The sequence below is a fragment of the Ralstonia sp. 110700041-2 genome, from assembly GCF_056280165.1.
This window is the reverse complement of sequence record NZ_JBSFAI010000002.1, coordinates 442,136-468,252: the sequence shown is the minus strand read 5'-3', so window position 1 is coordinate 468,252 and position 26,117 is coordinate 442,136. Positions and strand designations below refer to the sequence as shown.

General features: G+C 64.0%; 23 protein-coding genes. 12 read left to right on the top strand and 11 right to left on the bottom strand.

Features of this window, described 5'->3' with window-relative positions; genetic code table 11:
* Positions 1-123: 123 nt before the first annotated feature.
* Positions 124-516 carry a hypothetical protein gene (locus ACUXH0_RS04730; protein WP_182593690.1) on the top strand — a complete coding sequence of 131 codons (393 nt, stop codon included), beginning with the start codon at positions 124-126 and terminating at the stop codon, positions 514-516.
* A gap of 1,495 nt (positions 517-2,011) precedes the next feature.
* Here ACUXH0_RS04730 and ACUXH0_RS04725 read toward each other — a convergent pair.
* The 3 genes from ACUXH0_RS04725 to ACUXH0_RS04715 form a co-directional block, all read right to left on the bottom strand.
* On the bottom strand, positions 2,012-2,632 hold the full coding sequence (locus tag ACUXH0_RS04725; RefSeq protein ID WP_004631947.1) for a DUF4126 domain-containing protein: 621 nt from the start codon (positions 2,630-2,632) through the stop codon (positions 2,012-2,014).
* 78 nt (positions 2,633-2,710) lie between these two features.
* On the bottom strand, positions 2,711-3,166 hold the full coding sequence (locus ACUXH0_RS04720; RefSeq protein WP_012436260.1) for a YjjA family protein: 456 nt from the start codon (positions 3,164-3,166) through the stop codon (positions 2,711-2,713).
* 185 nt (positions 3,167-3,351) lie between these two features.
* Positions 3,352-3,555: a cold-shock protein gene (locus ACUXH0_RS04715; protein ID WP_004631953.1), complete on the bottom strand. Its 204-nt coding sequence runs from the start codon at positions 3,553-3,555 to the stop codon at positions 3,352-3,354.
* A gap of 577 nt (positions 3,556-4,132) precedes the next feature.
* On the opposite strand from ACUXH0_RS04715, the gene clpS reads away from it, so the two are divergent.
* Together clpS and clpA are read left to right on the top strand one after the other, a co-directional pair.
* The gene (gene clpS / locus ACUXH0_RS04710; protein ID WP_004631954.1) at positions 4,133-4,459 is read left to right on the top strand and encodes an ATP-dependent Clp protease adapter ClpS; all 327 of its coding nucleotides are present in this window, start codon (positions 4,133-4,135) and stop codon (positions 4,457-4,459) included.
* Entirely contained in the window at positions 4,456-6,744 is a 2,289-nt protein-coding gene (clpA, locus tag ACUXH0_RS04705; RefSeq protein ID WP_004631957.1) for an ATP-dependent Clp protease ATP-binding subunit ClpA, read from the top strand. The genes clpS and clpA overlap by 4 nt, the downstream gene beginning before the upstream one ends.
* 65 nt (positions 6,745-6,809) lie before the next feature.
* On the opposite strand, the gene dut is transcribed toward clpA, so the two are convergent.
* From dut to coaBC, 3 genes are read right to left on the bottom strand one after another with little or no spacing between them, the layout of a single operon-like run.
* Positions 6,810-7,256, bottom strand: coding sequence for a dUTP diphosphatase (gene dut, locus ACUXH0_RS04700; protein WP_004631959.1), 447 nt, complete (start codon positions 7,254-7,256; stop codon positions 6,810-6,812).
* The gene (locus ACUXH0_RS04695) at positions 7,253-8,299 is read right to left on the bottom strand and encodes an LLM class flavin-dependent oxidoreductase (protein ID WP_012436259.1); all 1,047 of its coding nucleotides are present in this window, start codon (positions 8,297-8,299) and stop codon (positions 7,253-7,255) included. Before ACUXH0_RS04695 ends, dut begins: the two co-directional genes overlap by 4 nt.
* Positions 8,296-9,501: a bifunctional phosphopantothenoylcysteine decarboxylase/phosphopantothenate--cysteine ligase CoaBC gene (coaBC, locus tag ACUXH0_RS04690; protein ID WP_012436258.1), complete on the bottom strand. Its 1,206-nt coding sequence runs from the start codon at positions 9,499-9,501 to the stop codon at positions 8,296-8,298. The genes ACUXH0_RS04695 and coaBC overlap by 4 nt, the downstream gene beginning before the upstream one ends.
* Positions 9,502-9,650: 149 nt before the next feature.
* Here coaBC and ACUXH0_RS04685 point away from each other — a divergent pair, with 149 nt between their 5' ends.
* A complete protein-coding gene (locus tag ACUXH0_RS04685) occupies positions 9,651-10,229 on the top strand; it encodes a YdcF family protein (RefSeq protein ID WP_012436257.1) in 579 nt (192 codons plus the stop codon).
* Positions 10,230-10,232: 3 nt separating this feature from the next.
* Here the strand turns inward: ACUXH0_RS04685 and ACUXH0_RS04680 are convergent, their stop codons facing one another.
* From ACUXH0_RS04680 to ACUXH0_RS04665, 4 genes are all read right to left on the bottom strand, one after another.
* Positions 10,233-10,610, bottom strand: a complete 378-nt coding sequence (locus ACUXH0_RS04680; protein ID WP_012436256.1) for a DUF4180 domain-containing protein — start codon at positions 10,608-10,610, stop codon at positions 10,233-10,235.
* A gap of 7 nt (positions 10,611-10,617) precedes the next feature.
* Entirely contained in the window at positions 10,618-11,142 is a 525-nt protein-coding gene (gene lspA, locus ACUXH0_RS04675) for a signal peptidase II (protein WP_004631969.1), read from the bottom strand.
* Positions 11,142-14,021: an isoleucine--tRNA ligase gene (ileS, locus tag ACUXH0_RS04670; protein WP_182593692.1), complete on the bottom strand. Its 2,880-nt coding sequence runs from the start codon at positions 14,019-14,021 to the stop codon at positions 11,142-11,144. Before ileS ends, lspA begins: the two co-directional genes overlap by 1 nt.
* Before the next feature lie 109 nt (positions 14,022-14,130).
* Positions 14,131-15,129, bottom strand: coding sequence for a bifunctional riboflavin kinase/FAD synthetase (locus ACUXH0_RS04665; protein ID WP_012436254.1), 999 nt, complete (start codon positions 15,127-15,129; stop codon positions 14,131-14,133).
* A 220-nt stretch (positions 15,130-15,349) separates the two neighbouring features.
* Here ACUXH0_RS04665 and ACUXH0_RS04660 point away from each other — a divergent pair, with 220 nt between their 5' ends.
* Positions 15,350-17,182, top strand: a complete 1,833-nt coding sequence (locus ACUXH0_RS04660) for an ATP-binding response regulator (protein ID WP_012762697.1) — start codon at positions 15,350-15,352, stop codon at positions 17,180-17,182.
* Between the two features lie 66 nt (positions 17,183-17,248).
* On the opposite strand, the gene ACUXH0_RS04655 is transcribed toward ACUXH0_RS04660, so the two are convergent.
* Complete coding sequence (locus ACUXH0_RS04655; protein WP_004631976.1) at positions 17,249-17,914, bottom strand: response regulator transcription factor; 666 nt, start codon at positions 17,912-17,914, stop codon at positions 17,249-17,251.
* A 402-nt stretch (positions 17,915-18,316) separates the two neighbouring features.
* Here ACUXH0_RS04655 and purN point away from each other — a divergent pair, with 402 nt between their 5' ends.
* The 7 genes from purN to nadC all read left to right on the top strand — a co-directional run bounded on the left by purN (position 18,317) and on the right by nadC (position 26,108).
* A complete protein-coding gene (gene purN, locus ACUXH0_RS04650) occupies positions 18,317-18,967 on the top strand; it encodes a phosphoribosylglycinamide formyltransferase (protein WP_012436252.1) in 651 nt (216 codons plus the stop codon).
* Positions 18,964-20,361, top strand: a complete 1,398-nt coding sequence (locus ACUXH0_RS04645) for an RsmB/NOP family class I SAM-dependent RNA methyltransferase (RefSeq protein WP_012436251.1) — start codon at positions 18,964-18,966, stop codon at positions 20,359-20,361. The genes purN and ACUXH0_RS04645 overlap by 4 nt, the downstream gene beginning before the upstream one ends.
* A complete protein-coding gene (locus ACUXH0_RS04640) occupies positions 20,358-20,942 on the top strand; it encodes a phospholipase D family nuclease (protein ID WP_004631983.1) in 585 nt (194 codons plus the stop codon). The genes ACUXH0_RS04645 and ACUXH0_RS04640 overlap by 4 nt, the downstream gene beginning before the upstream one ends.
* Positions 20,939-22,312 carry a mechanosensitive ion channel family protein gene (locus tag ACUXH0_RS04635; RefSeq protein WP_012436250.1) on the top strand — a complete coding sequence of 458 codons (1,374 nt, stop codon included), beginning with the start codon at positions 20,939-20,941 and terminating at the stop codon, positions 22,310-22,312. The genes ACUXH0_RS04640 and ACUXH0_RS04635 overlap by 4 nt, the downstream gene beginning before the upstream one ends.
* A gap of 373 nt (positions 22,313-22,685) precedes the next feature.
* Positions 22,686-23,876: a DesA family fatty acid desaturase gene (locus ACUXH0_RS04630; RefSeq protein WP_004631987.1), complete on the top strand. Its 1,191-nt coding sequence runs from the start codon at positions 22,686-22,688 to the stop codon at positions 23,874-23,876.
* 187 nt (positions 23,877-24,063) lie between these two features.
* Positions 24,064-25,212 (top strand): quinolinate synthase NadA, encoded by a 1,149-nt coding sequence (gene nadA, locus ACUXH0_RS04625; RefSeq protein WP_012436249.1) that lies wholly within the window; start codon positions 24,064-24,066, stop codon positions 25,210-25,212.
* Positions 25,209-26,108, top strand: a complete 900-nt coding sequence (gene nadC / locus ACUXH0_RS04620; protein WP_004631991.1) for a carboxylating nicotinate-nucleotide diphosphorylase — start codon at positions 25,209-25,211, stop codon at positions 26,106-26,108. The genes nadA and nadC overlap by 4 nt, the downstream gene beginning before the upstream one ends.
* Positions 26,109-26,117 lie beyond the last annotated feature (9 nt).

The following is a 26,117-nucleotide window of genomic DNA, read 5'->3' as shown; positions in this document are numbered from 1 at the left end:
TTTCATTTTAAAACGGCGTGTTAGATTTCTGCCTCTAAGCCTGGCGCCGCCAGGTGGGCGGCGGCCAAGGTGTTCCAGCACCGAGGCCGCCTAATCACAACCCAAGCCATAGGAGCTTGAGCCATGACTAGTATCGATCTTACCCCTTGCGCCATCGACGCCGAAACCAAGAGAAACGGCGAAGCAGCAATCGCACGTCTCGTCGCCTCTGAAGTTGTATCGGGCCGCCCGTATGATCGGGCGGCTTCGATCTCTCTCGCCATGGTCAGCACGCTCCAGGACCTATCTGAGGTGGATGTCCCTTATGGGAGTTACGCTTGCATTGCGGCTGGCATTGGCGAGACGCTGCGGGTGATCGCTCGTCAGACGGAACACCCTGACCCTGATCTCGAAGCCATCGCAGACGCATCCTTGCTGTGCGCCGATCTCGCTGATCTGATCGATGCAGAACTCGAGCGACTGTCCGATGAGCTTTTTGCGTTGCGCCGTCGGACCGATCCCGCGGCTGAGGCGTAGATCGCTAGCCCAGCATGGTATAGCCGCCTCGTTCCAGATTTCCGCTTTGGCGGATCTCTCCAGCAAGCGGCCGGCTTACCTTCATTTGCCACAAGCCTGCGTACCAGGAGCCCTCGGCGATGTCCGAGGGTTTTTACTTTGAGCGGTCTCGGCTGTCCCACGGGACAGGCCGGGGACAGGTGCGGGACAGTCACGCGATGTCACGATCTGTCACGCAGACAGGCGCGCCGTGTCCGCATCGTCTGCGGACTGATTGCGGACATCGAAAGGCTATGCGGATGCCTTCCGGAAAGGCCTGGGGGAAGGTCCACTGTGCTCTAACGGTGCCCTAACTGTTAGGGCACGGTGCCGACAGGGTATAGAAGGCTCGCGAGCATTCGCGAATTTCCGCGAGGCGTCTGGAAATCAGATGGAAGCCCCTTGCTAGCACCTTGCTAGCCCCCCGGGTGCCTCCAAAGACGCCAAAGATCGGAAGCGCTTCATCCAAAATCGGAAGCGCTCCATCCATTGGCGGCAGCCCGCCTAAGCAGAAACCGAAAACAAACCCAGTGGGTTTGTTCGACCATCTGGCGATCAATGCAATTGCGCTGCATTTGAGGGGCGGGGGCTGTGGATAAGTAGGGCAGTGCGGGGGTAGTGAGTACTTTTCTGAGTATTATTCGGAGGATTGAACGAAGATGCATTGATGCAACAACGGTTTGCGGGAAATTTGCACAGAATGATCGAGCACGCGCTTCGCGGCCTCGGCCGTGATGCAAAGGAAAACCCCGGCAGCTTCGGCTGGCCGGGGTTTTTTTATTTCGCGCCGCCAACGGCCATCCGCAGACGCTCGCAGTTCTGGCCGCGTTTGCACGCAAAAAAAGGGCGGGCGAGCCCCAACAAGCCCCAACGCCGGTGCTGCAACAACGGCGCTGCAGGCCCATGCGCCGGGCCTCGCCCATTGATCAGCAGGGGTGTTCGGGTTGCTCTGGCGAGTCCGCCGTGCTCGTCGGGGAGTATTTCAGGGGCGCAGCGCGCGCGGACACCGCATGCAAAAACGCACGCCCGGAGGCAACGCCTTTCTGATATTCGGTGAGCGAATCGCCAGCCGGGGAATCGGCGGATTTGGAGATCGAGCGGGTCACGGCATTCCTTTTCATCTGATGAACGGAACCGCGCCCAACCCTGGCAGGAGGGGTGGGCGAGCACAGGCAAGGTGGAAAACCGATGCGTAACAGTCGGCGCGGCCGAAGCCGCTCATGCCTGGCTCGCCCCAGGAGGGTGACGAAGCCAAGCCATAGCAGTCGAGGGCAAGAACCTATGCTCGGTCCTCACCCGTTACGCACGAGGTTTCCACACCTCGATCGCTTTCTCTATGGCACTGAAAGCGATGGCGCGAGTGTACCGATGGCTGCTTCGTCTGAGCAGGGGCGAAACTATAAATCAGAATTTGCCTAGAGGATGCGCATGTGCGGCGCGGATGCTGTTTCTCGCCGCTGCGCTTTCGGATGGTGCCTCAGTGCGGCAACCGCGTTGTGCCGGGCGATTGTGGCCCAGGCGAGCGTCCGCGCAATGCATCGCGCAGCTGCCGCACACCGCGCCACAGCTTGGGCAGTAACCACGCCGATACCAACAGCAGCAGCGCCAGCACCACCAGAAACGCAATCGGCAGGAAAAACGCCATCAACAAACCACCGCTGGCGGCCACGTCTTCGCTGAACGACGCCACCCAGTTCGAGAAAGGCTCCGGCGACGTGTTGATCAGTGCGCGCGTGCCGGCCTTGGTGGCATGCGCCGTGCCGGCCAGCGTCCCGCCGATCAGTCCTGCGGCCACCATCCATTGCGGATCGAGCTGCCCGAACGCGGCGGCAGCCAGAATCGCACCCGCAGGCACGCGGATGAAGGTCTGGATGCCATCCCACACCGAATCGAACCCGGGAATCTTGTCGGCGAGGAACTCCGCCACGGCCAGCACGCCGGCCAGGCCGATCACCCACCACGATTCCAGCATCTGCAGCCCGGGCGGCAAATGCAGCCAACCCGTGCGGCCGAGCACGCCGGCAGCAAATACGGCCAGATAGAGGCGGAATCCGCTGGTCCAGGACAGCCCGGCGGCCAGCGCGGCGGTTTCCAGCATGAGGCTCCTTGGGGTGCAGAAGAGAGGCGAACGGCGAGTCAATATTGCAGTGTAGTGCGCGCTCGCCTGCGCCGCGGCTTAAAGCAGCGATTTGCCCTGCGACAGGATCTTGTCGCAAGCCTGCTTGGTGATCTGCGACTTGATGCTGCTCAGGTCGAATTTGTTGCCATCCGAATTGGTCAGGATGCCTTTTGTGCCCTCGGTGTAACCCGGGTTGGATGCCGGCGCATCCCCCAGCTTGCCGAGCAGCCTGTCTTTGACCGAGGCCGCGTCGGTGGCGCCGCCCAGGTAGTTGTTCTTCATGCAGAACTCCAGCACGCCAGCCACATTGCCGGCGCTGCCCGACGTCAATGACCCTAGCGACGGCACACCGCCCAGGCTGCCGATGCTGCCAAGGCCACCGGTGGTGTCCTGGCTGTTGCCCTGCGTGGCACCCTTGATCAGGTCTCCAAGCTGGGCGTGGGCGACAGCGGGAAGCAGTGCGGCAATCAGCAGCGTTGCCGCGGCGGCGGTGCGGGTCAGGGGGTGTTTCATGGGGGGCTCCTTGGAATGACGGGGATCACCACACCGCAAGTGCACAGCCCGCCGAAATGACGTGTTGCGCGCGGTGAGTCATCTGCGCCATTGTCGTGCGCCCCGGCAACAAAAAACCCGGCATGTCGCCGGGTTTTTTGCATTTGGGCACCATCGCCATGCGGCAAGGTGCCGCACAACGCCAATCAGGCAGCCTGGATGTTGGTGGCCTGCTTGCCCTTCGGACCTTGCGTCACTTCAAACGAGACGCGCTGATTTTCCTTGAGCGTCTTGAAGCCAGCCATTTGGATGGCCGAGAAATGCGCGAACAGCTCTTCGCCGCCTTCGTCAGGCGAGATGAAACCGAAACCCTTGGCGTCGTTAAACCATTTGACCGTACCGAGTGCCATGAAAACCCCTCCGTTAAAACACAAGTCCGAGCCGGGAGGGGTGTGCCTGTCGGGGCAGTTCAGAGCGGTACCGCGCAGTCATCGCCCGGCCGCCGGCCCGCAGGGCACGACGAATGGCACGGGTGGAACCGCGCCGCAAGCGATCGGTCTTCTTGTGGCAAACACCACAGCCTGAAGCGGTTGTCGATCTGTTGTCGACTGGTGTGAGGCCTCCCGGGCTCACCATTCATGTGGCTCACTGCCAACGGTTTGCGGGGCAGTAGGGCGCACATGCTGAATTCGATTGTTCGAGGAATGTAAGAGACTGTCAAGGCCACAAAGGATGGGTTTGTGGCGAAAAACGGTCAGTTTCTGAAGAGGATTTGCTCGAAATCCGGCCGATCGCCTCAAAGTACGGAAAACGATTGGCATCCCGGGCGCGGCGCTTGCGCCGGCTCCAGCCAGCGCGGAGGCGGTAAGACCCTTCGCTCCCGAGGGCTGACGGACGCACGCGGCACGGGCCAAACCGTTTGTAGACCTTGAAGTCGGCGTTATTTCCCCAAATTGCGAACTCGAAAGGAGTGGTTAGAATAAGACCATGGCAATCCGGCAAGCGACCACTCCACAACACGATGCAGGCACCGTCCTGGAGCGGAAAGAGCAAGCGCTCAAACCGCCCGCGATGTACAAGGTGCTGCTGCTTAACGACGACTACACCCCGATGGAATTCGTCGTGATGATTCTTCAACAATACTTCAGCAAAGACCGGGAAACAGCCACACAAATCATGCTGACGGTGCATCGGGAAGGTAAGGGCGTGTGCGGTCTCTATACCCGGGATATCGCCGCGACGAAAGTGGAATTGGTGTCAACCCATGCACGGCAAGCGGGGCATCCGCTGCAGTGTGTGATGGAGGAAGCATGATTGCGCAAGAACTGGAAGTCAGCCTGCACATGGCGTTTGTTGAAGCCCGCCAGGCTCGCCACGAATTCATTACGGTGGAGCATCTGCTGCTTGCGCTGCTGGACAACCCGACGGCCGCCGAGGTGCTTCGCGCCTGCGCTGCCAACATCGAAGACCTCCGCACGCACCTGAAGAACTTCATCGCCGACAACACCCCGGTGGTACCGGGCACGGACGAGGTGGACACGCAGCCGACACTCGGCTTCCAGCGCGTGATCCAGCGCGCCATCATGCACGTGCAATCCACATCGAACGGGAAGAAGGAAGTGACGGGCGCGAACGTGCTGGTCGCCATCTTCGGCGAGAAGGATTCGCACGCGGTGTACTACCTCCAGCAACAGGGCGTGACCCGGCTGGACGTCGTCAACTTCATCAGCCACGGCATCCGCAAGGACCAGGCCGAGCCTGCCAAGCAAGGCGAAGGCAACCCCGAGGGCGAAGGCGGCGACGGCAAGGAAAGCCCGCTCGAGCAATTCACGCAAAACCTGAACGCGTTGGCCAAGGCCGGCAAGATCGATCCCCTGATCGGTCGCGAGCAGGAAGTGGAGCGCGTGGTGCAGGTGCTTTGCCGCCGGCGTAAAAACAACCCGCTGCTGGTGGGCGAGGCCGGTGTCGGCAAGACGGCCATCGCAGAAGGCTTGGCATGGCGCATCACCAAGGGCGAAGTGCCGGACATCCTGGCAAAGTCCGTCGTCTACTCGCTCGACATGGGCGCGCTGCTGGCCGGCACGAAGTACCGCGGCGACTTTGAGCAACGCCTGAAGGGCGTGCTGAAGTCGCTCAAGGACAACCCGAACGCGATTCTGTTCATCGACGAGATCCACACGCTGATTGGCGCAGGCGCCGCTTCGGGCGGCACGCTGGACGCCAGCAACCTGCTCAAGCCCGCGCTGTCGTCGGGCGCGCTCAAGTGCATCGGTGCGACGACGTTCACGGAATACCGCGGCATTTTCGAGAAGGATGCTGCGCTGTCCCGCCGCTTCCAGAAGATCGACGTGGTGGAGCCGACGGTCGACCAGACCGTCCAGATTCTGCGTGGCCTGAAGTCGCGCTTTGAAGAACACCATGGCGTGAAGTACGCGTCGTCGGCGCTGACCGCCGCGGCTGAATTGTCGGCGCGCTTCATCACCGATCGTCACCTGCCGGACAAGGCGATCGACGTGATCGACGAAGCCGGTGCAGCGCAGCGCATCCTGCCGAAGTCGAAGCAGAAGAAGACCATCGGCAAGGGTGAGATCGAGGACATCGTCTCGCGTATTGCCCGCGTTCCGCCGCAAAGCGTGTCGCAGGACGACCGCAGCAAGCTGCAGACGCTGGAGCGCGACCTGAAGTCGGTCGTGTTCGGGCAGGACCCGGCCATTGATGCGCTTGCTTCGGCCATCAAGATGTCGCGCGCCGGGCTGGGCAAGACGGACAAGCCGATCGGCTCGTTCCTGTTCAGCGGCCCGACGGGCGTGGGCAAGACGGAAGTCGCCAAGCAGCTCGCGTTCATCCTCGGCATCGAGCTGATCCGTTTCGACATGTCGGAGTACATGGAGCGCCATGCGGTGAGCCGGCTGATCGGCGCGCCTCCGGGCTACGTGGGCTTCGATCAGGGCGGCCTGCTGACGGAAGCCGTGACCAAGAAGCCGCACTGCGTGCTGCTGCTGGACGAGATCGAAAAGGCGCACCCGGACATCTTCAACATCCTGCTGCAGGTGATGGACCACGGCGCGCTGACGGACAACAACGGCCGCAAGGCGGACTTCCGCAACGTGATCATCATCATGACGACCAATGCGGGCGCCGAGACAATGAACAAGGCAACGATCGGTTTCACCACGGCGCGCGAACAGGGCGACGAGATGGCCGACATCAAGCGCATGTTCACGCCTGAGTTCCGCAACCGTCTGGACGCAACCATCAGCTTCCGCTCGCTGGATGAGGAAATCATCATGCGCGTGGTCGACAAGTTCCTCATGCAGCTGGAAGAGCAACTGCACGAGAAGAAGGTGGATGCCATCTTCACCGAGAAGCTGCGTCGCTTCCTGGCGAAGAAGGGGTTCGACCCGCTGATGGGTGCACGCCCGATGCAGCGCCTGATTCAAGACCTGATCCGCAAGGCTCTGGCCGACGAACTGCTGTTCGGCAAGCTGGTCAACGGCGGCAAGGTGATCGTGGATCTGGACGATGCAGACGCGGTGAAGCTGGAGTTCTCCGAGAACGAAGCGCCGCCGGCACCTGCCCAGGAAGAAGCGGAAGCGTGACGAGTTTGTCGCACCAAACAAAAGGCCCGGAAGTTCCGGGCCTTTTTTATATGTGGGCGATATTGTCAGTGACGCCCGGTGCTGCCGAAACCACCGGCACCGCGCTCGCTCTCGGCAAAGTCGTCCACGATGTTCAGCTCGGCTTGTACCACCGGCACGATCACGAGCTGCGCAAGCCGCTCCATCGGGTTGAGCACGAACGCAGTGCTGCCGCGGTTCCACGTGCTGACCATCAGCTGGCCCTGGTAATCCGAATCGATCAGGCCGACCAAGTTGCCCAGCACGATGCCATGTTTGTGGCCCATGCCCGAGCGCGGCAGGATCAGCGCGGCATAGCCCGGGTCGGCCAGGTGGATCGCCATGCCGGTCGGGATCAGGTGCGTAGTGCCAGGTTCGATGGTGAGCGGGGCGTCGACGCAGGCGCGCAGGTCCAGCCCGGCGCTGCCGGTGGTGGCGTACTGCGGGAGTTGTTCGTGCAGGCGGGCGTCGAGGATCTTGACGTCGAGTTTCATGCGGGGCAGGCCGAAGAGGTTGCAGAAGCCGGAGATGGTAGCGCAAACGCCTCGGCTAGCAGCTCGTATGAGCGCAGGCGCGCCTTGTAGCTTGGCGCGACGGTCAGCACGATCAGTTCGTCGGCGACAAAGCGGTCCTTGAGCGCATGCATCTGCTCGGCCACGGATTCCGGCGTGCCGATGATGCTGCGCGGCCGCTCGCGCATGACGATGGCCTGGTCGCGTTCGGTGTAGACGTGCGCTTCGCCTTGCTCGACGGTCGGGATCGGGCCATTCACGCCAAGCGCCATCTGCACGCGGCGCAGGTCGATGGCAGCTTCATAGCGGCGCGCCTCGGCCTCGGTGTCGGCGGCGATCACGAAGACGGCGGCGGCGCTATACGGGCGCGCATCGTAGCCAGGTTCGAAATCGGTGCGGTACTGCTGGGAGACGATGTGCCCGACGTGCGGGTTGATGAAGTGCGCGAACGCGAAACGGATACCCAGGCGCGCGGCCAGCGCGCCGCCAAAATCGCTGGAGCCGAGCACCCACAGTTCGGGTCGGGTGTCGATCTCGGGCTGCAGGATGACGCCGTAGGCGGGGTGATCCGGCGGTAGCGTGCCCGTCAAGTGCCAGATCAGTTCCTGCACCTGCTGCGGGAAGATGTCGCCGCGGTTGTAGTCGCCCATGGCCACGGCCTGCGCGGTGCGCATGTCGCCGCCGGGTGCGCGGCCGACGCCCAGGTCGATGCGGTTCGGGAACAGCGCTTCCAGCAGGCGGAACTGCTCGGCCAGCTTGAACGGGCTGTAATACGGCAGCATCACGCCGCCGGAGCCCACGCGCAGGTGTTTCGTGGCGCTCGCCACGCGGGCGATCATCACTTCCGGCGCCGGATTGCTGACGCCACGCAGGCCGTGGTGCTCGGCGCACCAGTAGCGCGTGTAGCCGAGTGCATCCGTGAGTTGCGCCAGGTCGACCGTCGCGGCGATGGCATCGCGCGCGCTGTGGCCGTAGATGACGGGGCTTTGATCGAGGACGGACAGGCGGATCGGCGCGGCGCTCATGACTGAGCCCCATGCACGCGATCGGCGATGGCCGCGACGATCTGGCGCGCGAGCGTCAGCTTGTCGGCACGCGGCAGGCGCGTGATCCCCTTTGCATCGAAGAGCGCCACTTCGTTGTCGTCGCGGCCGAAAGTCTGATGGCCGAGATTGCCGACCAGCAACGGGATGCCCTTCTTCTGACGCTTGGCCTCGCCAAACTCCTCCAGCCGCTCCGTTTCGGCCGCAAAACCGACGCAGAACGGCGCATTCGGGCGGCGTGCGACAGCCGCCAGGATGTCGGGGTTCTGCGTGAACGTTAGAGAGGGCACGTCGGCGTCGCTCTGCTTCTTCAGCTTGTGCTCTGCCGCCTGTGCCACACGCCAATCGGCCACAGCGGCGACGGCAATGAAGATGTCGTTCTTTGCCGTATCCAGTTCGTGCATGACGGCGTCGTGCATCTGCTGGGCGGTTTGCACATCGATGCGCAATACGCCTGCAGGGGTGTCCTGATGGCACGGACCGGCAACGAGCGTGACCTCCGCACCGGCCTGCGATGCCGCCCGCGCCAGCGCAAAACCCATCTTGCCGCTGGACAGGTTCGTGATGCCGCGCACCGGGTCGATTGGCTCGAAGGTCGGGCCGGCTGTCAGCAGCACCCGGTGTCCTCGCAGCAGCTTGGGCTGGAAGAAGCCAATGAGTTGCTGGACGATGTCTTCCGGCTCGAGCATGCGGCCGTCGCCGACTTCGCCGCAGGCCTGGTCGCCGGCATCGGGGCCGAGCAGGGTGACGTCGTCGGCGCGCAGTTGGGCGGCATTGCGTTGCGTGGCGGGCGCGGCCCACATCTGGCGGTTCATCGCGGGCGCCACGAGCAGCGGGCAATCGCGCGCGATGCACAGCGTTGAGAGCAGATCGTCGGCCATGCCGTGCGCGAGCTTGGCGAGAAAGTCCGTGGAGGCAGGCGCAATGACGATGGCATCTGCCTCGCGCGAGAGGTCGATGTGCGGCATGTTGTTGCCGATGCGGCCATCCCACTGCGACGTGAAGACCGGGCGACCGGAAAGCGCCTGCATCGTCACCGGCGTGATGAAGTGCGTGGCGGCCTCGGTCATCACCACCTGCACGGTGGCGCCCGCCTTGGTCAAGAGCCGCACCAGCTCGGCCGACTTGTAGCACGCGATGCCCCCGGTCAGGCCGAGCACGAAATGTTTGCCTTGCAGTTCCATAACAACCCGCTTGGGAATCCGATTGACGCAATATGCGCGGGCAGGATACAACCCGGTGCCCGGGCTTCCTGCTGAACAGTGGCGATGATACCGGCTTGCCCCGCGGCGCGTCTGGCGCTCGGGTTTTTCGTTAAGAGCGCATTCTCGATATGGTTTTCGGTCGTTCCGCAGTTCGCAATGTTCTCGCCTGGATTGGCGGTTGCGCCATCGTGGCGGTGGTGGTCGGAGGTGCGCTCGTGTGTGGGGCGAAGGCATGGCTGCGCGAGGAGCCGAGGCTCGCACAGGCGGACGTGATCGTCGTGCTGGGCGGCGAATCGGGCCAGCGCGTGATCGGCGCCGCCGAGCTGTACCACGCGGGCGTTGCTCCCCGCGTGTTCGTCAGCGGGCAGGGCGATTGCCTGCTGATCGAACGTCGCCTGGTGATGGCGGGTGTGCCCGCAGAGCGCATCGGCCACGAATGTGTGTCTGGCAGCACGATGGAAAATGCGCGGATGACGCGCGGGACGCTAGCGGGCCAGCAGGTGCAAAGCGCAATACTGGTCACGAGCTGGTATCACACCGGCCGGGCGCTGGCGGTGTTCCGCAAGGTATGGCCGGAGGTCACCTGGGGTGCGCAGGGCGTATTCCCGGGCGACACGCTGGCCAAGTCGGTCCCGATCTACGAAGCCGGGTCGATTCTTGCGGAGTACGTCAAGCGGGCGTGGTATGCCGTCCGCTACCGGGCCTGAGCCTCATTTGGCTGGCATGGGCCGCGCATCGGCGGCCAGGTCGTCAAGCGAGGGCACGAAGCGGACCGTGTCGCGCTTGTTGGATTCCCGCACCCAGTCGCGCAGCGCGTTGCTGGCTTGGAGATGCGCAGAGATGTCTCCGACCACGGCGAGCTTCAGTCGATAGTTCGTGATCTTCTGCGCGATGCCGCCGGCCAGGCCGGTGCGCAGTGCAAAGAACGCGGCATCGAGACGGCTGACAGGCACGGCAATCATCGATGCTCCATGCCCCAGCGCCTCGCCAATCAGGTGGTCCAGCGCATCCTGTTCGCTGGCGATGCGCGGGCCGGCCTCATCGAGGCATAGCACCGCTTCGCCGTTCCAATGCTGGAGTTCTGACACAGCAGGATCAGCGACGCACGCGTCGCAGTTCGTCGACGATCAGCAGCACCGCGCCGATGGTGATGCCGCAGTCCGCCACGTTGAAGGCCGGCCAGTGGTAGTTGTGCAGGTAGAAGTCGAGGAAGTCCACCACGTGACCGTAGATGACGCGGTCGATCACGTTGCCCAGCGCGCCGCCCAGAATCAGCGCCAGCGCGAAGCAGAACATCTTCTGCCCGCTGTGCCGCTTGAGCAGCCACACGATGAACAGCGCCGCCGCCACGCCCAGGCCCGTGAAGAACCAGCGCTGCCAGCCGCCTGCCGCCGCCAGGAACGAAAACGCCGCTCCCCTGTTATAGGCGAGCACCAGGTTGAAGAACCCGGTGACCGGGCGCGACTCGCCGTAAGTGAAGGTTTTGAGGACGGCGATCTTGGTCAACTGGTCCAGCAGGATCCAGATGACGGCCAGACCCAGCCAGGGGCCCACGCCATGACCGCCGCTGCTCTTCTTCAACCCGATCGATTTGCTCTTGCCGTTGTTCCGAGTGGCCATCAGGCAGCGCTCCGTTGTTCGCCGGAACCGAACAGGTTGTCGGTGCAGCGCTTGCAGAGGGTCGGGTGGGCGTGATCGTGGCCGACGTCGGCGCGGTAATGCCAGCAGCGCTCGCATTTGGAGTGCGTGGACGGCACCACGGTGATGAGCAGATCGCCGCCTTCCGGCGCGCGCTCCAGCTTGGCCGCGGACGTGATCAGCACGAAGCGCAGGTCGTCGCCGAGGCTGGCCAGTGCGTCATGCACGGATTCACCCGCCGACACCGTCACTTCCGCCTGCAGCGACGAGCCGATCTTGCCGTCGATACGCAGCGCCTCCAGCTGCTTGGTCACTTCGCCGCGCACGTTGCGGATGGCGGCCCATTTCTCCAGCAGCGCGCTGGCGCCTTGCGGCACCGGAGCGTTGTAATACGTGCTGGTGAAGATGGTGTCGGTGTGCTCCGTGCCGTGCGCAAACACCTGCCAGGCCTCTTCGGCCGTGAACGACAGGAACGGCGCCATCCAGTGCAGCATGGCCTGGGTGATGTGATACAGCGCGTTCTGTGCCGAGCGGCGTGCCACGGAATCGGGCGCCGTGGTGTACAGGCGGTCCTTCAGCACGTCGAGGTAGAAGCCGCCCAGGTCTTCCGAGCAGAACGTCTGCAGCTTGGCGACCACCGGGTGGAATTCATACACGTCGTAGTGCGACAGGACTTCCTTCTGCAACGCATCCGTCAGCGCTACCGCGTAGCGGTCGATTTCGAGCCATTGCTCGGTCGGCAGCGCGTGCTTGGCGTGGTCGTAGTCGGTCAGATTGGCGAGCAGGAAGCGCAGCGTGTTGCGGATGCGGCGATAGCCTTCCACCACGCGCTTCAGGATTTCATCCGAGATGGCCAGTTCGCCCGAGTAGTCGGTCGAGGCCACCCACAGGCGGATGATCTCGGCGCCCATCTTGTTGGCGATTTCCTGCGGCGCGATCGTGTTGCCGATCGACTTGGACATCTTGCGGCCTTCGCCGTCCACCGTGAAGCCGTGTGTGAGCAGGCCCTTGTATGGCGGCTTGCCGTACAGCATCGAGGCCGTCAGCAGCGACGAATGGAACCAGCCACGGTGCTGGTCGGAACCTTCCAGGTACAGATCGGCCAGGCGACCGTCCGGCAGGTCGGCCGAAGCGTCGTACAGGTCCGCCGCGTGCGAGCCGCGGATGACGTGCCAGTGCGTGGTGCCCGAGTCGAACCACACGTCGAGCGTGTCGCGATTCTTCTCGTACATGTCAGCCTCGTCGCCGAGCAGCTCGCGCGGGTCGAGCGTCTGCCAGGCTTCGATGCCGCTTTTTTCGATGCTCTGGGCGACCTGTTCCAGCAGCTCAGGCGTGCGCGGGTGCAGTGCGCCGGTTTCCTTGTGCACGAAGAAGGCCATCGGCACGCCCCATTGGCGCTGGCGCGACAGCGTCCAGTCCGGGCGGTTGGCGATCATGTTGTGCAGGCGCTGTTTGCCCCACGACGGGTAGAACGCCGTGGCATCGATGCCTGCCAGCGCCGTTTCGCGCAGCGTGGCGTTGCCGTCGTTGGGCTGCACGTCCATCCCTGCAAACCACTGCGACGTGGCGCGATAGATGATCGGCGTCTTGTGGCGCCAGCAGTGCATGTAGCTGTGCGCGTACTTGTGCGCGTCGAACAGGTTGCCGGATTCGCGCAGCACTTCGACGATCTTCGGATTGGCGTCCCAGATCATCTGCCCGCCGAACAGCGGCAGCGTCGATGCGTACACGCCGTTACCCATCACCGGGTTGATGATTTCCGAGTCGGGCATGTTGTGTGCCTTGCACGACTGGAAGTCTTCCACGCCGTAGGCGGGCGCGGAGTGGACGATGCCGGTACCGGTGTCGATGGTCACGTAGTCGCCCAGGTAGACGGGCGAGGTGCGATCGTAGCCCGCGTCCATCTTGGCGAGCGGATGATGGAAACGCACGCCATTGAGCGCTGCGCCTTCGCACGTGGCCAGCACGGTGCCTTCCAGCTTCCAGCTTTGCAGGCAGGCTTCGACGCGCTCCTTGGCAACGATCAGCAGCCCGCGCGACGTGTCGACCAGCGCGTATTCGATTTCCGGGTGCAGGTTCAGCGCCTGGTTGGAGGGGATCGTCCACGGCGTGGTCGTCCAGATCACGATCCAGCCCGGCTTGGCCTTGAGCACATCGGCGCCGACGTGGAAGGCGCTCGCCAGTGCGTCGATATCGGCAAATGGGAAGCCGACGTCGATCGACAGGTCGGTGCGATCCGCGTATTCGACTTCCGCCTCAGCCAGTGCCGAGCCGCAGTCGAAGCACCAGTTGACCGGCTTCAGGCCGCGGAAGACGTAGCCTTTCTCCAGGATCTTGCCCAGCGCACGCACTTCATCCGCTTCGTTGCGGAAGTTCATGGTCAGATAGGGATCGGCCCAGTCACCCAGCACGCCCAGTCGCTCGAAATCGGCCTTCTGGCGCGCGATCTGCCCCGTGGCGTAGGCGCGCGCCTTCTCCTGCACTTCCTTGACGGGCAGACCCTTGCCGAACTGCTTTTCGATCTGGATCTCGATCGGCATGCCGTGGCAGTCCCAGCCCGGCACATAGACGGCGTCCAGCCCGGTCAGGCCGCGCGCCTTGATCACCATGTCCTTGAGGATCTTGTTGACCGCGTGGCCGATGTGCAGATCGCCGTTGGCATACGGCGGGCCGTCGTGAAGGATGAACTTCTTCGCGCCTTTACGAGCAGCACGGATCTTCTTGTAGAGCTGCTTGTCCTGCCATTGCTTGACCCACAGCGGTTCGCGCTTGGGCAGGTCGCCGCGCATGGGGAAGGGCGTGTCCAGCAGGTTGACCGGGTATTTGCTCTTCTCCGGCGTAGGCTTCTTGGAATCGGACATGGTGTGATGTGGGGCAGATTCGGGCAATTCGGGTGGGTGCAGGCGCGGCTGACAGTGCAGGACGCGCGTGCGCAGCGTGTGGCTTCTGGGCGGCGAACGTGTCGGCCGCCTACTGAATTCGGTCGGTGGCGGAGGTGGCGAAGTCGCGCCGAAGCGTTGGAGACTCGCCGGCCGGCGGAACAGGCAGGCCGAAGAACTGCCGCGCATGAACACAGTCCTGCGCGATGGCGTCCTTGAGCGCATCGAGCGAATCGTAGCGAGCCTCGTCGCGCAGCTTCTTCATGAATTCCACGCGGACAAGCTTGCCGTAGACATTGGCCTGGTAATCGAAGATATGCACTTCCAGCAGCACGCGGCCGGAGTCGTCCACCGTCGGGCGTACGCCAATGCTGGCGACGGCCGGCAGCGGTTTTTCGGCCAGCCCGTGCACCTGCACGACAAAGATGCCGGCCACCGCCGGCCTGCGGTGCGAGATGCGCAGATTCAGCGTCGGGAAGCCGAGCGAGCGGCCGAGCTTTTGCCCGTGCACCACGTGCCCGCTGATGGCATAACCGTGACCGAGCAGGCGGCGGGCATGTTCCAGGTCACCGGCGGCCAGCGCCTCGCGCACGGCGGAACTGGAGATGCGCACGCCGGACTCCGACACCGAGCCCATCTGCTCGACTTCGAAGCCGAACTGGGCACCAGCGGCCTGGAGATAAGCGAAATCGCCGGCGCGCTTGGCGCCGAAGCGGAAATCATCGCCCACCAGCAGCCAGCGCGTGTGCAGGCCATCCACCAAAACATTGCGCACGAACTCGTCGGGCGTCTGCCCGGCGAAATGCGCGTTGAAATGCTCCACGACCACGCGGTCGACGCCCTGGCGGCGCAGGCTTTCCAGCTTGTCGCGCAGCAGGGCGATGCGGGTGGGCGCGCGGTCCGGCATGAAGAATTCGCGCGGATGCGGCTCGAACGTCATCACCGTGAGCGGCAATCCGCGTGCATCGGCCGCCGCGCGTGCGCGGGCCAGCAGAGACTGGTGCCCGCGGTGCACGCCGTCGAAGTTGCCGATGGTCAACGCGCAGGGCGCGCGACTTTCGGCGTTGGGCAGGCCGCGAAAGACTTTCACGAGAAGCGTCGGTGGTCGAGGAAGGGAGAAGTGCGTTCTTGTGCCGGATTGACGTGGCAGCCGCCAAAATCCAGCAAAACGCACATTATATAAGGGATTGCCCCATCCCCGGCGCGCACGCGGATTGGTGTCGGGGTGTTGCACAATCGTCCGAACGGTGCGCCCGCGCGGTTCATGCTTGCGGCACAATCCGGTATCCAGTTTCTTCCCTACATCCCCCTTGAACGCCTCGCTGCGCCTTTTTTTCGCCAAGTTCGGGCTTGCCAGCCGCGCGCCGCTTGAACTGGATGCCCGAGCCAAGCTGCTCGCCGCCGTGCATCGCGGGGCGCCCATGGGGATCGCCGCCTCGGTCGTCCTGCCTGCCTTGACGGTCGCCGCGTTCTGGGATGCCTCCAACCGGCCGGGGCTATTGGGCTGGTGCCTGATCATGCTGTGCCTGACGGCGTCGGGCCTGCGCTTCTATTTCGGCTATCGCTACGACCTGACCCGCATGACGCTGGCCGCGCACACCCGCAAGTGGTGGACGGGCATGCACGTCATGTCGGCGGTGGGCGGGGTGGCGTGGGGCTGCTCGGCGGGGCTGTATCTGATGTCGCCGTCGCTGGAGTTCAGCAGCCTGCTGATGATCGTGATCATCGGTGTGGCGGCGGCGGCGGTGTTGTCGCAAGCGCCGGTGCCGTCGAGCCTCCTGATCCTCGGAACGGGCATCCTGGCGCCGCACTTTTTGCTGGCCGAGCAGGCGTTTCCGGGGCACGGGCTGTATTTGCGCGGCGTGCTGCTGTTCTTTGCGGCGCTGCTGACCCGGCATGCCGTGAACATCCACAACACGCTGGTGCGCGAAATCCAGCTGGAGAACGAGAGCCGCCAGCTCGCGCGCCGCTATCAGGATGAAAAGCAGCGCGCATTGTCGGCATCGGAAGAAAAATCGCGCTTCCTGGCCGCGGCCAGCCACGATTTGCGTCAGCCGGTGCATGCAATTGTGCTGCTGGTGGAGGCGTTGCGGGCGCGCAATCAGTCGGAATCCTTGGCGCCATTGGTGGAACAACTCGCCTCGGGCGCCGCGACCATCGACCTGCTGTTCCGCTCGCTGCTGGACCTGTCCAAGCTGGAGAGCCGCAAGACCTCGCCGACACTGGAGCCGGTGGATCTGGGCGAGGTGATCACCGAGGTGGTCCAGCAATTCATGCCGGATGCCCGCGCCAAGGGCCTGACGCTCGCGGCGCGCATTCCGCCGCTGCCGGTGTACGGGATGGCCGAGCCGGTGCTGCTGCGCCGGGCGCTGTTCAACCTGCTGCAGAACGCGCTGCGCTACACCGAGCGCGGTGGCGTGATGGTGGCGCTGCGCGTGCGCCAGAAGCATTTGCGGATCGAGGTGTGGGATACCGGTATCGGCATCGCGCCTGAGCATCAGAAAGACATTTTCTCGACCTACTACCAGGTCGAAAACCCAGAACGCGATCCGAGCCAGGGCTTGGGTTTGGGCCTGTCGATCTACAAGGAATGCGTGCGTCTGCTGCGCGGCACGTTCGGCGTGCGCTCGGTGCCGGGGCGCGGCTCGATGTTTTGGATGGCGCTGCGGCCGGTGCCCGCCGAGATCAAGGCGCCGCTGGCCACGCAGCCGCGCGCCGAGCAAAAGCGCGCCGTGCTCGATCAGCCGCGATTCTCCGGCGTGGTACTGGTCGTGGACGACGACCCGCAGATCCGCAAGGCCTGGCACGCGCTGCTCGAAGCGTGGGGCGTGGAAGTCCACAGTGCCGCCGATGGCCGCTCAGCCGAGCAACTGCTGGCGCGCGGCATCCGTCCGCAGATCATCTTCTGCGACTTGCGCCTGCCCGGGGAGGAAGACGGCCTGCAACTTCTCGAACGCTGGCAGGTTAGTCATCCGGATGCCCACGCCGTGCTGCTGACCGGCGATCGCAATTCCGCCGCCCTGGCGCGTGCCGAAGAAGCCGGCTATCTGCTACTGGCCAAGCCCATGGACCCGAACATGCTGCGCGTGCTGCTCAAGCGCTGGCTGCGCGGCCGCTCAGCCGAGCCGCAGGTGGCCTACTGATACGGATGGGAATGTAAAACGGCGCCGTCGATGGCGGCGCCGGATTGAAGAGGCCAGACGCTCAGTTCAGGCCGCGCCCGTCAGGCGAAAACGCTCCATGCGCGAAATGATCTGGATGCGCGTGCGCACGCCCAGCCGCTGCAAAATCGCCGAGACATGCTCTTTGACGGTGTTTTCCGTCAGGCCCAGCTGACGTGCGATCGACTTGTTCGGCAGACCTTCGAGCAGCAGCGCGAGCACCGAGCCCTGACGCGGCGTCAGTCCCAGTTCGGCCGGCGTGATGGGGATGCCGTGCGAAGCGCCGCCCTTGCCATTGATGCCGCCCATATCGTCTTCCGACGGGAAGGACGCATCGCCGCCAAAGATGCCGGCCACTGCCTTGGAGAACGCATGGGCATCGGCATGCTTGCCGATGAAGCCGATGGCGCCCAGCGCTTGGGCCTTGGCGACGATTTCCGGCGTGTTTTCCGCCGACATGAAGGCAAAGCGCGCTTCCGGCAGTTTGCCGCGCAGTTCACGCATGGCATCGAAGCCGGTGCAATCGGACAGCCATACATCGAGCAGCACGACGTCAGGCCGGACGCCTTCTTCAACCAGCGCAAGCGCCTGGCGCCGGCCAATGGCCGCGTGCACCTGAACTTCAGGCAAGGCGTGTGCAAGAAACGTGGTCGTGCCAGACAAGGCGAGAGGGTGGTCGTCGACCACCAGCAGGCTACGCAGCGAGCTCGTCATTCTTATTCCCCGGTGAGGGCAGAGCCCTCTTGTTGTTGTACGCGTGTCGACCCGGCGCGGGCGATGGCCGACTGGCCGGGTTTATCACCCTGAGCCGATCGACCGTCACGGTATCGCCCGCACGATGTTGCAGCGCAGGATGAACGGACGTTTGATTTGCGTCGAATCATCGCGGGCTGCACACCCGACCCCTCGGGAGCGCGGACATTTATGGTGCTGAGATTATCAGAGCGCGCCAATGCACGCCAACGGTTGCCCCTTCCTTTTGCGGGTGCGACAAGGTTTTTGCCGGCACCCGTCGGCAAAATGCCACGGTGACTGCAAAAGCGCCCGCGGCATGGCCTTGCAGCCGTCACACCCGATTTTCTCGGGGAACGGCGGCGCACTTGATAAAATGCCGCGATGAAAAACATCGTCATTCTCATTTCCGGACGCGGCTCCAATATGGAAGCCATTGTCCGCGCCTGTCAGGCCGAAGGTTGGTCGGGACGCATTGCCGCCGTCATTTCTAATCGGCCCGATGCGGCAGGACTTAAATTTGCCGCTTCGCACGGCATTGCCACCGCGGTGGTCGACCACAAGGCTTTCCCCGATCGCGACAGCTTCGATGCCGCCCTGGCGCAGGTGATCGACGGCTTTTCGCCGGATCTGGTGGTGCTGGCCGGTTTCATGCGCATCCTCACGCCCGGCTTTGTAAAGCGCTACGCCGGCCGCATGCTGAACATTCATCCGTCGCTGCTGCCGTGCTTCCCCGGGTTGCACACGCACGAGGCCGCGCTGGCCATGGGCGTGAAGGTGCATGGCGCGACTGTACATTTCGTCACCGCCGACCTGGATCACGGCCCGATCGTGCTGCAGGCCATCATCGACGTGCGTCAAGGCGACACGCCTGACTCGCTGGCCGGGCGGCTGCTGGCACAGGAGCACACGATTTACCCGCGTGCCGTGCGCTGGTTCGTGGAAGGGCGGTTGTCGGTCGAACACGGTGTGGTGCGCGTCTCGCCGGATGAATCGCAGCTTGTCATTGGCGTCAACGCCCGGGAGGCAGCATGAGCCAGAATCGTCAGCGTTCGGGCGGCAATGGAAGCGGCGGCGGGTCGGGCAACAAGCGCGCGGGTTCGGGTGGTGGCGGCTGGTATCGGGCCCCGCAGGGCAAGCCTGCACCCCGCAGCGCGCCGCGCCCCCGCACGGGCGTGCATGGCAGCCACCTGGAACACCTGGACAAGGTGCTTGCGCGCCTGCTGCACTTTGCGGCTCCCGCCGACATGGTGGTCAGCCAGTATTTCCGTGAGCACCACGAACTTGGCCACCGCGAGCGCGGCATCATCGCCGAAGCGGCGTTTGCCGTGCTGCGCCGCAAGGTGGAATTCGGCCAGTTTGCCGAGAGCGGCACGGGCCCGGCGCGTCGTCGCCTGGTGCTGCTGGGCTTGCTGCAGACCGCCGGGCGTGAGGCCATTGCCCCGTTCCTGAACCCCGTAGAAGCCGAATGGCTGGATCGCTGGGAAAACCGTGACCGCGCCGCGCTGGCGGCCCGCGTGCGCGCCAACCTGCCCGACTGGCTCTTCGATGCGCTAGTTGCCCAGCACGGTGCGGAGTTCACCGAAGCACTGGCGCAAGCATGGCTCACGCCGGCGCCGCTGGACTTGCGCGTGAACACGCTCAAGGGCGAACGCGACGCCGTACTCGCCACGCTTGCCGAAGCCGGTATTGAAGGCAGTGCAGCGCCGCTCTCGCCGGTGGGCATTCGCCTGGCCGGCAAGCCGGCGTTGAACAAGCTCGATATCTTCACCAACGGCACGGTCGAGGTGCAGGACGAGGGCAGCCAACTGCTGTGCCAATTGCTGGCACCCAAGCGCGGCGAGATGGTGGTCGATTTCTGCGCCGGCGCCGGTGGCAAGACCCTGGCGATCGGCGCGGCGATGCGCTCGACCGGGCGCCTGTATGCCTTCGACGTATCGGAAAAGCGCTTGTCGAACCTGGGCCCGCGCCTGGCGCGCAGCGGTTTGTCCAACGTGCATCCCGGTCGCATCGACAGCGAGCACGATGCCAAGGTCAAGCGCCTGGCGGGCAAGATCGATCGTGTGTTGGTCGACGCGCCGTGCAGCGGCTTGGGCACGCTGCGCCGCAATCCGGACCTGAAGTGGCGCCAGTCCGCACAGGCCGTGGAAGAAATGTCGGCCAAGCAGTTGTCGATCCTGACATCGGCGGCGCGGCTGCTGAAGCCGGGCGGTCGCCTCGTCTACGCGACCTGCAGCGTGCTGGCGCGCGAGAACCAGCAGGTGGTTGAGCAGTTCCTGGCCGCGCATGAAGATTTCGTGCTCGTGCCCGCCGGTGAGGTGCTGGCCGCGCAGAAGATCGCGCTGGAAATGGGGCCTTACCTGGAGCTGTATCCACACACACATCAGACCGACGGCTTCTTCGCGGCCGTGCTGGAGCGCCGCGCATGATGGTGCGCCGCTTGGGGTGGCTGCTGGCCGCATGGCTGGCGTTTGCTGCAGGTGGTGTCGCACTGGCCCGCAGCGCGCCGCCGGTGCAGCCGGCCAAGGGCACGGTGCAGGCAGCGTTTACGCCGGATGACGACATCGAAGGGTTGTTGGCCGATGCCATTGACCAGGCGCGCGAGCAGGTGCTGGTGCAGGCGTATCTGCTGTCGAACAAGGCGATTACGCGTGCGCTGCTGGCGGCGCATCAGCGTGGCGTTGATGTGCGCGTGCTGGCCGATCGCGAGCAGATGACGCGCTCCGGCGGCAGCCGCGTGCCCGAGGTCGCCAATGCGGGCATCCCAGTCTGGCTGGAGGTGCGCTATAAAAATGCGCACAACAAGGTCATCGTGATCGACCCGCGCGGCGCGCATCCGGTGCTGGTCACCGGCAGCTTCAATTTCACGCAGACCGCGCAGCGCGGCAATGCCGAGAACGTACTGATCGTGCGCGGCGACGCCGATCTCGCCCAGCGCTATGCCGCCAACTGGCAGAAGCATGCGGGTGACGCGTTGCCCTATCGAGCCCAACAACCGGCCGCCCAATGAACGGATTGCCGCTGAACCTGAACCACATCGCGCTGGGCCACATGATCGACGACATTGTCTTCGATCTGGGTGGCCCTCGCTTTATCTGGCAGCTGGGTGTGCTGCTGCTGGTGCTCGCGGCCGCCTGGCTGATAGCGCGGCCGATTTCGCGGCGCTTGCACACGGCCCATGTGAACGACACGTTCGCCCTGCGTTTTGCCTGGTCGAGCCTGGAGCGGGCGATGTTCCCGCTGATCGGCTGGCTGCTGGTGGTGGGCGCGCGCTACGCCCTGATCGGCACCATGCCGATCAGCGTGTTCCGGCTGGCTGCGGTGCCGCTGTTTGGCCTGGCGATCCTCTATCTCGGCTTCTACGTGCTGCGTCGCGTGCTGTCGGCCAACGGCGAACTGCACGGCATGCTGGTCGTCGCCGAGCGCGTGCTGACCACGCTCATGTGGATGGGCATGGTGCTCTACGTGCTGGGTGTGCTGGGCGATGTGGTGGACTATCTTGACGGCATTCGCTTTGCGCTGGGCGGCAAGCAGAAGGTGAGCCTTGCCGCCATGCTGATGGGCGTGGTCTGGATTCTCGTCACCGTGCTCGTGGCGATGTGGTTCGGCTCGTGGCTGGATAGCCGCATCACGCGTGCTTCCGCGATTGATGCCAACCTGAAGGTGGTGCTATCGCGCGTGACCAAGGCGGTGCTGCTGCTGGTGTCGTTGCTGCTGAGCCTGTCGCTGGTTGGCATCGACCTGACGGTGCTGTCGGTGTTTGGCGGCGCGCTGGGCGTTGGCCTGGGCTTCGGCTTGCAGAAGATCGCCAGCAATTACGTCTCGGGCTTCATCATCCTGCTCGAGCGCTCACTCAAGCTGGGCGATCAGATTACCGTCAGCACGTACACCGGCATCGTCACGCAGATCCGCACCCGCTATACCGTGGTGCGCAATGGCGACGGCGATACGCTGGTTCCGAACGAACTGATGGTCGCGCAGGCCGTGCAAAACCATAACGAGCGCGGCACCGTGCGCGTGGCGGTGCGCGTGCAGGCATCGTATGCCGCCGACCCCGAAGCCGTGCTGGCGCTACTGGTGCAATGCGCCGAGGGCATCCCGCGTGTTCTGCCCGAGCCGGCGCCCGCCGCTTTCATGGCTCTGTTCGCCGACAGCGGTATCGAGTACGAACTTGGCGTGTGGATCGCCGATCCGCACAATGGCAAGCTGGGCGTGCAGTCCGACCTGAACCGCGCCATCTATCGTCGCTTCAAGGAGGCTGGCATCGAGATTCCGTACCCACAACGCGAAGTGCGTGTCCTGGGCTCGCTGGCCTTGCAGGGCGCTTCAGGCACTTCGGGTGATGTGGCGGCCTCTTCCAGCGCACCCCTGCCGACTTAGCACACCTGCGGGCGGAACGGTGCCCACTTGCCTGAGGTCAAACCAGCGGTTTTCCCCCATGGAATCGAGGGGGTATTCGGTTAAAATGTTGGATGATCCCACGTAGGAATTGACGGCCCCGTCGCAAAGGCATCGCACTTGCGACAAGACGCCGCGAATACCTTGTATTGCGCTGGGGCGGAGGTCATATAAACGGCGGTCGGAAAGCTCGCCGATGTGACGCGCAAGCCGGGTGTCAACACCCGAATCCCCGCCAACACGACCCCATTGTCGTAACGCTGCGACAGTGGATGGCCTTAAGAGGCAGCAACGTCCGGATCGATTGATGGACCAAAGGCTGCTTTGATCACCCGAGTTGACCACGGAGAACACTTTGATCGACTCCTTTCTGACTTTCCTTGCCAACGGCACCCTGGATTGGGCCTGGTGGCAGATCCTGATTTTCACGCTGGTGATGACGCACATCACGATCGCCAGCGTCACGATTTTTCTGCACCGCTGCCAGGCGCACCGTGCGCTGGACGTGCATCCCATCGCCGGACACTTCTTCCGTTTCTGGCTGTGGCTAACCACGGGCATGGTCACCAAGGAATGGACCGCCATTCACCGTAAGCACCACGCCAAGTGCGAAACCGAAGAGGATCCGCACAGCCCGCAGACCCGAGGCATCCGCAAGGTGCTGATGGAAGGCGCGGAGCTGTATCGCGCTGAGGCCAAGAACAAGGAAACGATCCAGAAGTTCGGCCACGGTACGCCAGACGATTGGGTCGAGAAGAACGTGTATTCGAAGTTCACGTGGCAGGGCGTCGGTTTGATGCTGATCCTGGACGTGCTGATGTTCGGCGCGCTGGGCCTCACGGTGTGGGCGGTGCAGATGCTGTGGATTCCGATCCACGCTGCCGGCATCATCAATGGTTTGGGCCACTTCTGGGGCTACCGCAACTTCGACTGCGAAGACGCTTCGACCAACGTGTCGCCGTGGGGCATCATCATCGGCGGCGAAGAACTGCACAACAACCACCACACGTACGCTACGTCGGCCAAGTTTTCGGTCAAGTGGTACGAGTTCGATATCGGCTGGGGCTACATCCGCGCGCTGGAAATCGTCGGTTTGGCGAAAGTCAAGAAAGTGGCGCCCAAGGCCCGTTTTGGCGACGTGAAGCCGGTCGACCAGAACACGCTGGAAGCCATCATCGCCAACCGCTACGACGTGATGGCCCGCTACGCGAAGACCGTCAAGGCGGCCTACCGCCAGGAGCTGGCCAAGCTGAAGGACTCGCGCGCTGTCGAGTACCGCGCACTCAAGCCGGCCCGCAAGTGGTTCCACCGCGACGAGACGAAACTGGGCGCGCCGCAGCGCGAGCAGCTCTCCCAAATCGTGTCGGACCATTCGGCGCTGCACACCTTCGTTGAGATGCGCCGTGAGCTTGGCGCCCTGTGGGGCCGATCGAACGCCACGCGTGAGCAACTGCTGTATCAGCTGCAAGAGTGGTGCAAGCGTGCTGAGGAAAGCGGTATCCACGCGCTGCAGGAATTTGCTGTGCGCCTGCGCCGTTACGCCTGAGTTTCTTGTTTCATAGGTGAAGCCCCGCTCCGCAGCGGGGCTTTTCTTTTGGGTAAACTGCCACAACTTACATTTTTAGCAAGCCGCGACAATGTATCGCGGTGCCAGTCCTCCTCACACGCCGTCCGTTTCATTGCCGCGCCAGCTTCTTGGCGCTTTCACAGCGCGAATGGACGCGGAGACCACCATGGAAACCCACATCAAGACGGTTGAATTCGAGCGCCCGGATATGCTTTCCGAGGCGCAATCCGGCGCCAGTTGCGTGGCTCACGCCTGGGCCAAGGTGCCGCCGGTGCTGTCGCGTGAGGAACGCGACGAACTGAAGGCCCGCATCAAGCGCCTGCTCAAGGAACGCGAGGCCGTGCTGGTCGCGCACTACTACGTTGACGCCGACCTTCAGGATCTGGCCGAGGAGACCGGTGGCTGCGTGTCCGATTCGCTGGAGATGGCGCGCTTTGGCCGCGACCATTCGGCTAAGACATTGATCGTGGCGGGCGTGCGCTTCATGGGCGAGACCGCCAAGATTCTGAGTCCTGAAAAGACCGTGCTGATGCCTGATCTGGATGCGACCTGCTCGTTGGATCTGGGTTGCCCGCCGGATGAGTTCGCCGCCTTCTGCGACGCGCATCCGGATCGCACCGTGGTCGTCTATGCCAATACCAGCGCCGCCGTGAAGGCGCGCGCGGACTGGATGGTGACGTCTTCCATCGGCCTGAAGATCGTGCAGCACCTGCACGCGCAGGGAAAGAAGATCCTGTGGGCACCCGATCGCCATCTCGGCAGCTACATTCAGAAGCAGACCGGCGCCGACATGCTGATGTGGCAGGGCTCGTGCTTGGTGCACGACGAATTCAAGGGCGTGGAGCTTGACCTGCTGCGTGCCGAGCACCCGAACGCGAAGATTCTCGTGCATCCGGAATCGCCGGAATCGGTCGTGGCCCAGGCCGATGTCGTGGGTTCGACTTCGCAGCTGATTGCCGCAGCGCAGTCATTGTCGGCGCAGGAATTTATTGTCGCGACCGACAACGGCATCCTGCACAAGATGCGCATGGCCGCCCCGGGCAAGCGCTTCATCGAGGCGCCGACCGCCGGCAACGCTGCCACCTGCAAGAGCTGCGCGCATTGCCCCTGGATGGCGATGAACGCGCTGACCAATCTGGCCGAGGTGCTGGAAACCGGTCGCAACGAGATCCACGTCGATCCGGCCATCGGGCGGCAAGCCGTGGTCTGCATCGATCGCATGCTGGACTTTGCCGCGCGCGAGAAAGCCACGGTTCGCCCGCAAGGCGACCTGGCCGCGAACGCACAACTCTTTCAAGGAATCGGCCCGGCATGACGGCAACACAGATGAACACGACGCGTCTCGCCCCTGCGGCTGAGGCAATTTTCGATGGCTTTGGCCCGGCACTGCGCGAGGCGTTGTCCGCGAATGTGGCCGCAGCCATTGCCGAGGACGTTGGCACGGGCGACCGCACTGGCTTGCTGATCCCCGCCGATCGCCTTGCGCGCGCGCGCGTGATCGTGCGTGAGCACGCCGTGCTCTGCGGCACACCCTGGTTCGATGCGTGCATGCGCGCCGTTGACCCGACGCTGCGGGTCACGTGGCGTCAGCACGAAGGCGATCGCATGGCGCCCGATTCCGTGGTGTGCGAGATCGAGGGCCCGGCGCGTTCGCTGTTGACGGCTGAGCGCCCGTCGCTGAACTTCCTGCAGTTGCTGTCCGGTGTGGCGACGGCGACTTCGCGTTACGCCGCAGCCGTCGAAGGCACGCGCGCCCGCGTGCTCGACACACGTAAGACGCTGCCGGGCCTGCGCCTGGCGCAGAAGTACGCCGTGCGGATCGGTGGCGGCGAGAATCAGCGCTTAGCCTTGTACGACGGCATCCTGATCAAGGAAAACCACATCGCTGCGGCAGGTGGCGTGACAGCGGCCCTGCGTGCGGCGCAGGCGCTGAACGCAGGCGTGACGATTCAGGTTGAGGTGGAAACGCTCGCGCAGCTGGATGAAGCACTGGCGGCGGGTGCCACGTCCGTGCTGCTCGACAACTTCGAACCGCCCGCGATGCGCGAGGCTGTGCGCGTAACGGCGGGCAGGGCGCTGCTCGAGGTGTCCGGCGGCGTAAACATCGAGACGATCCGCACCTTTGCCGAGACCGGCGTGGACCGAATCTCCGTCGGCGCGCTCACGAAGGACGTGCGCGCAACCGACTTCTCTTTGCGGATCGTCGACTAAGGCTAAGCC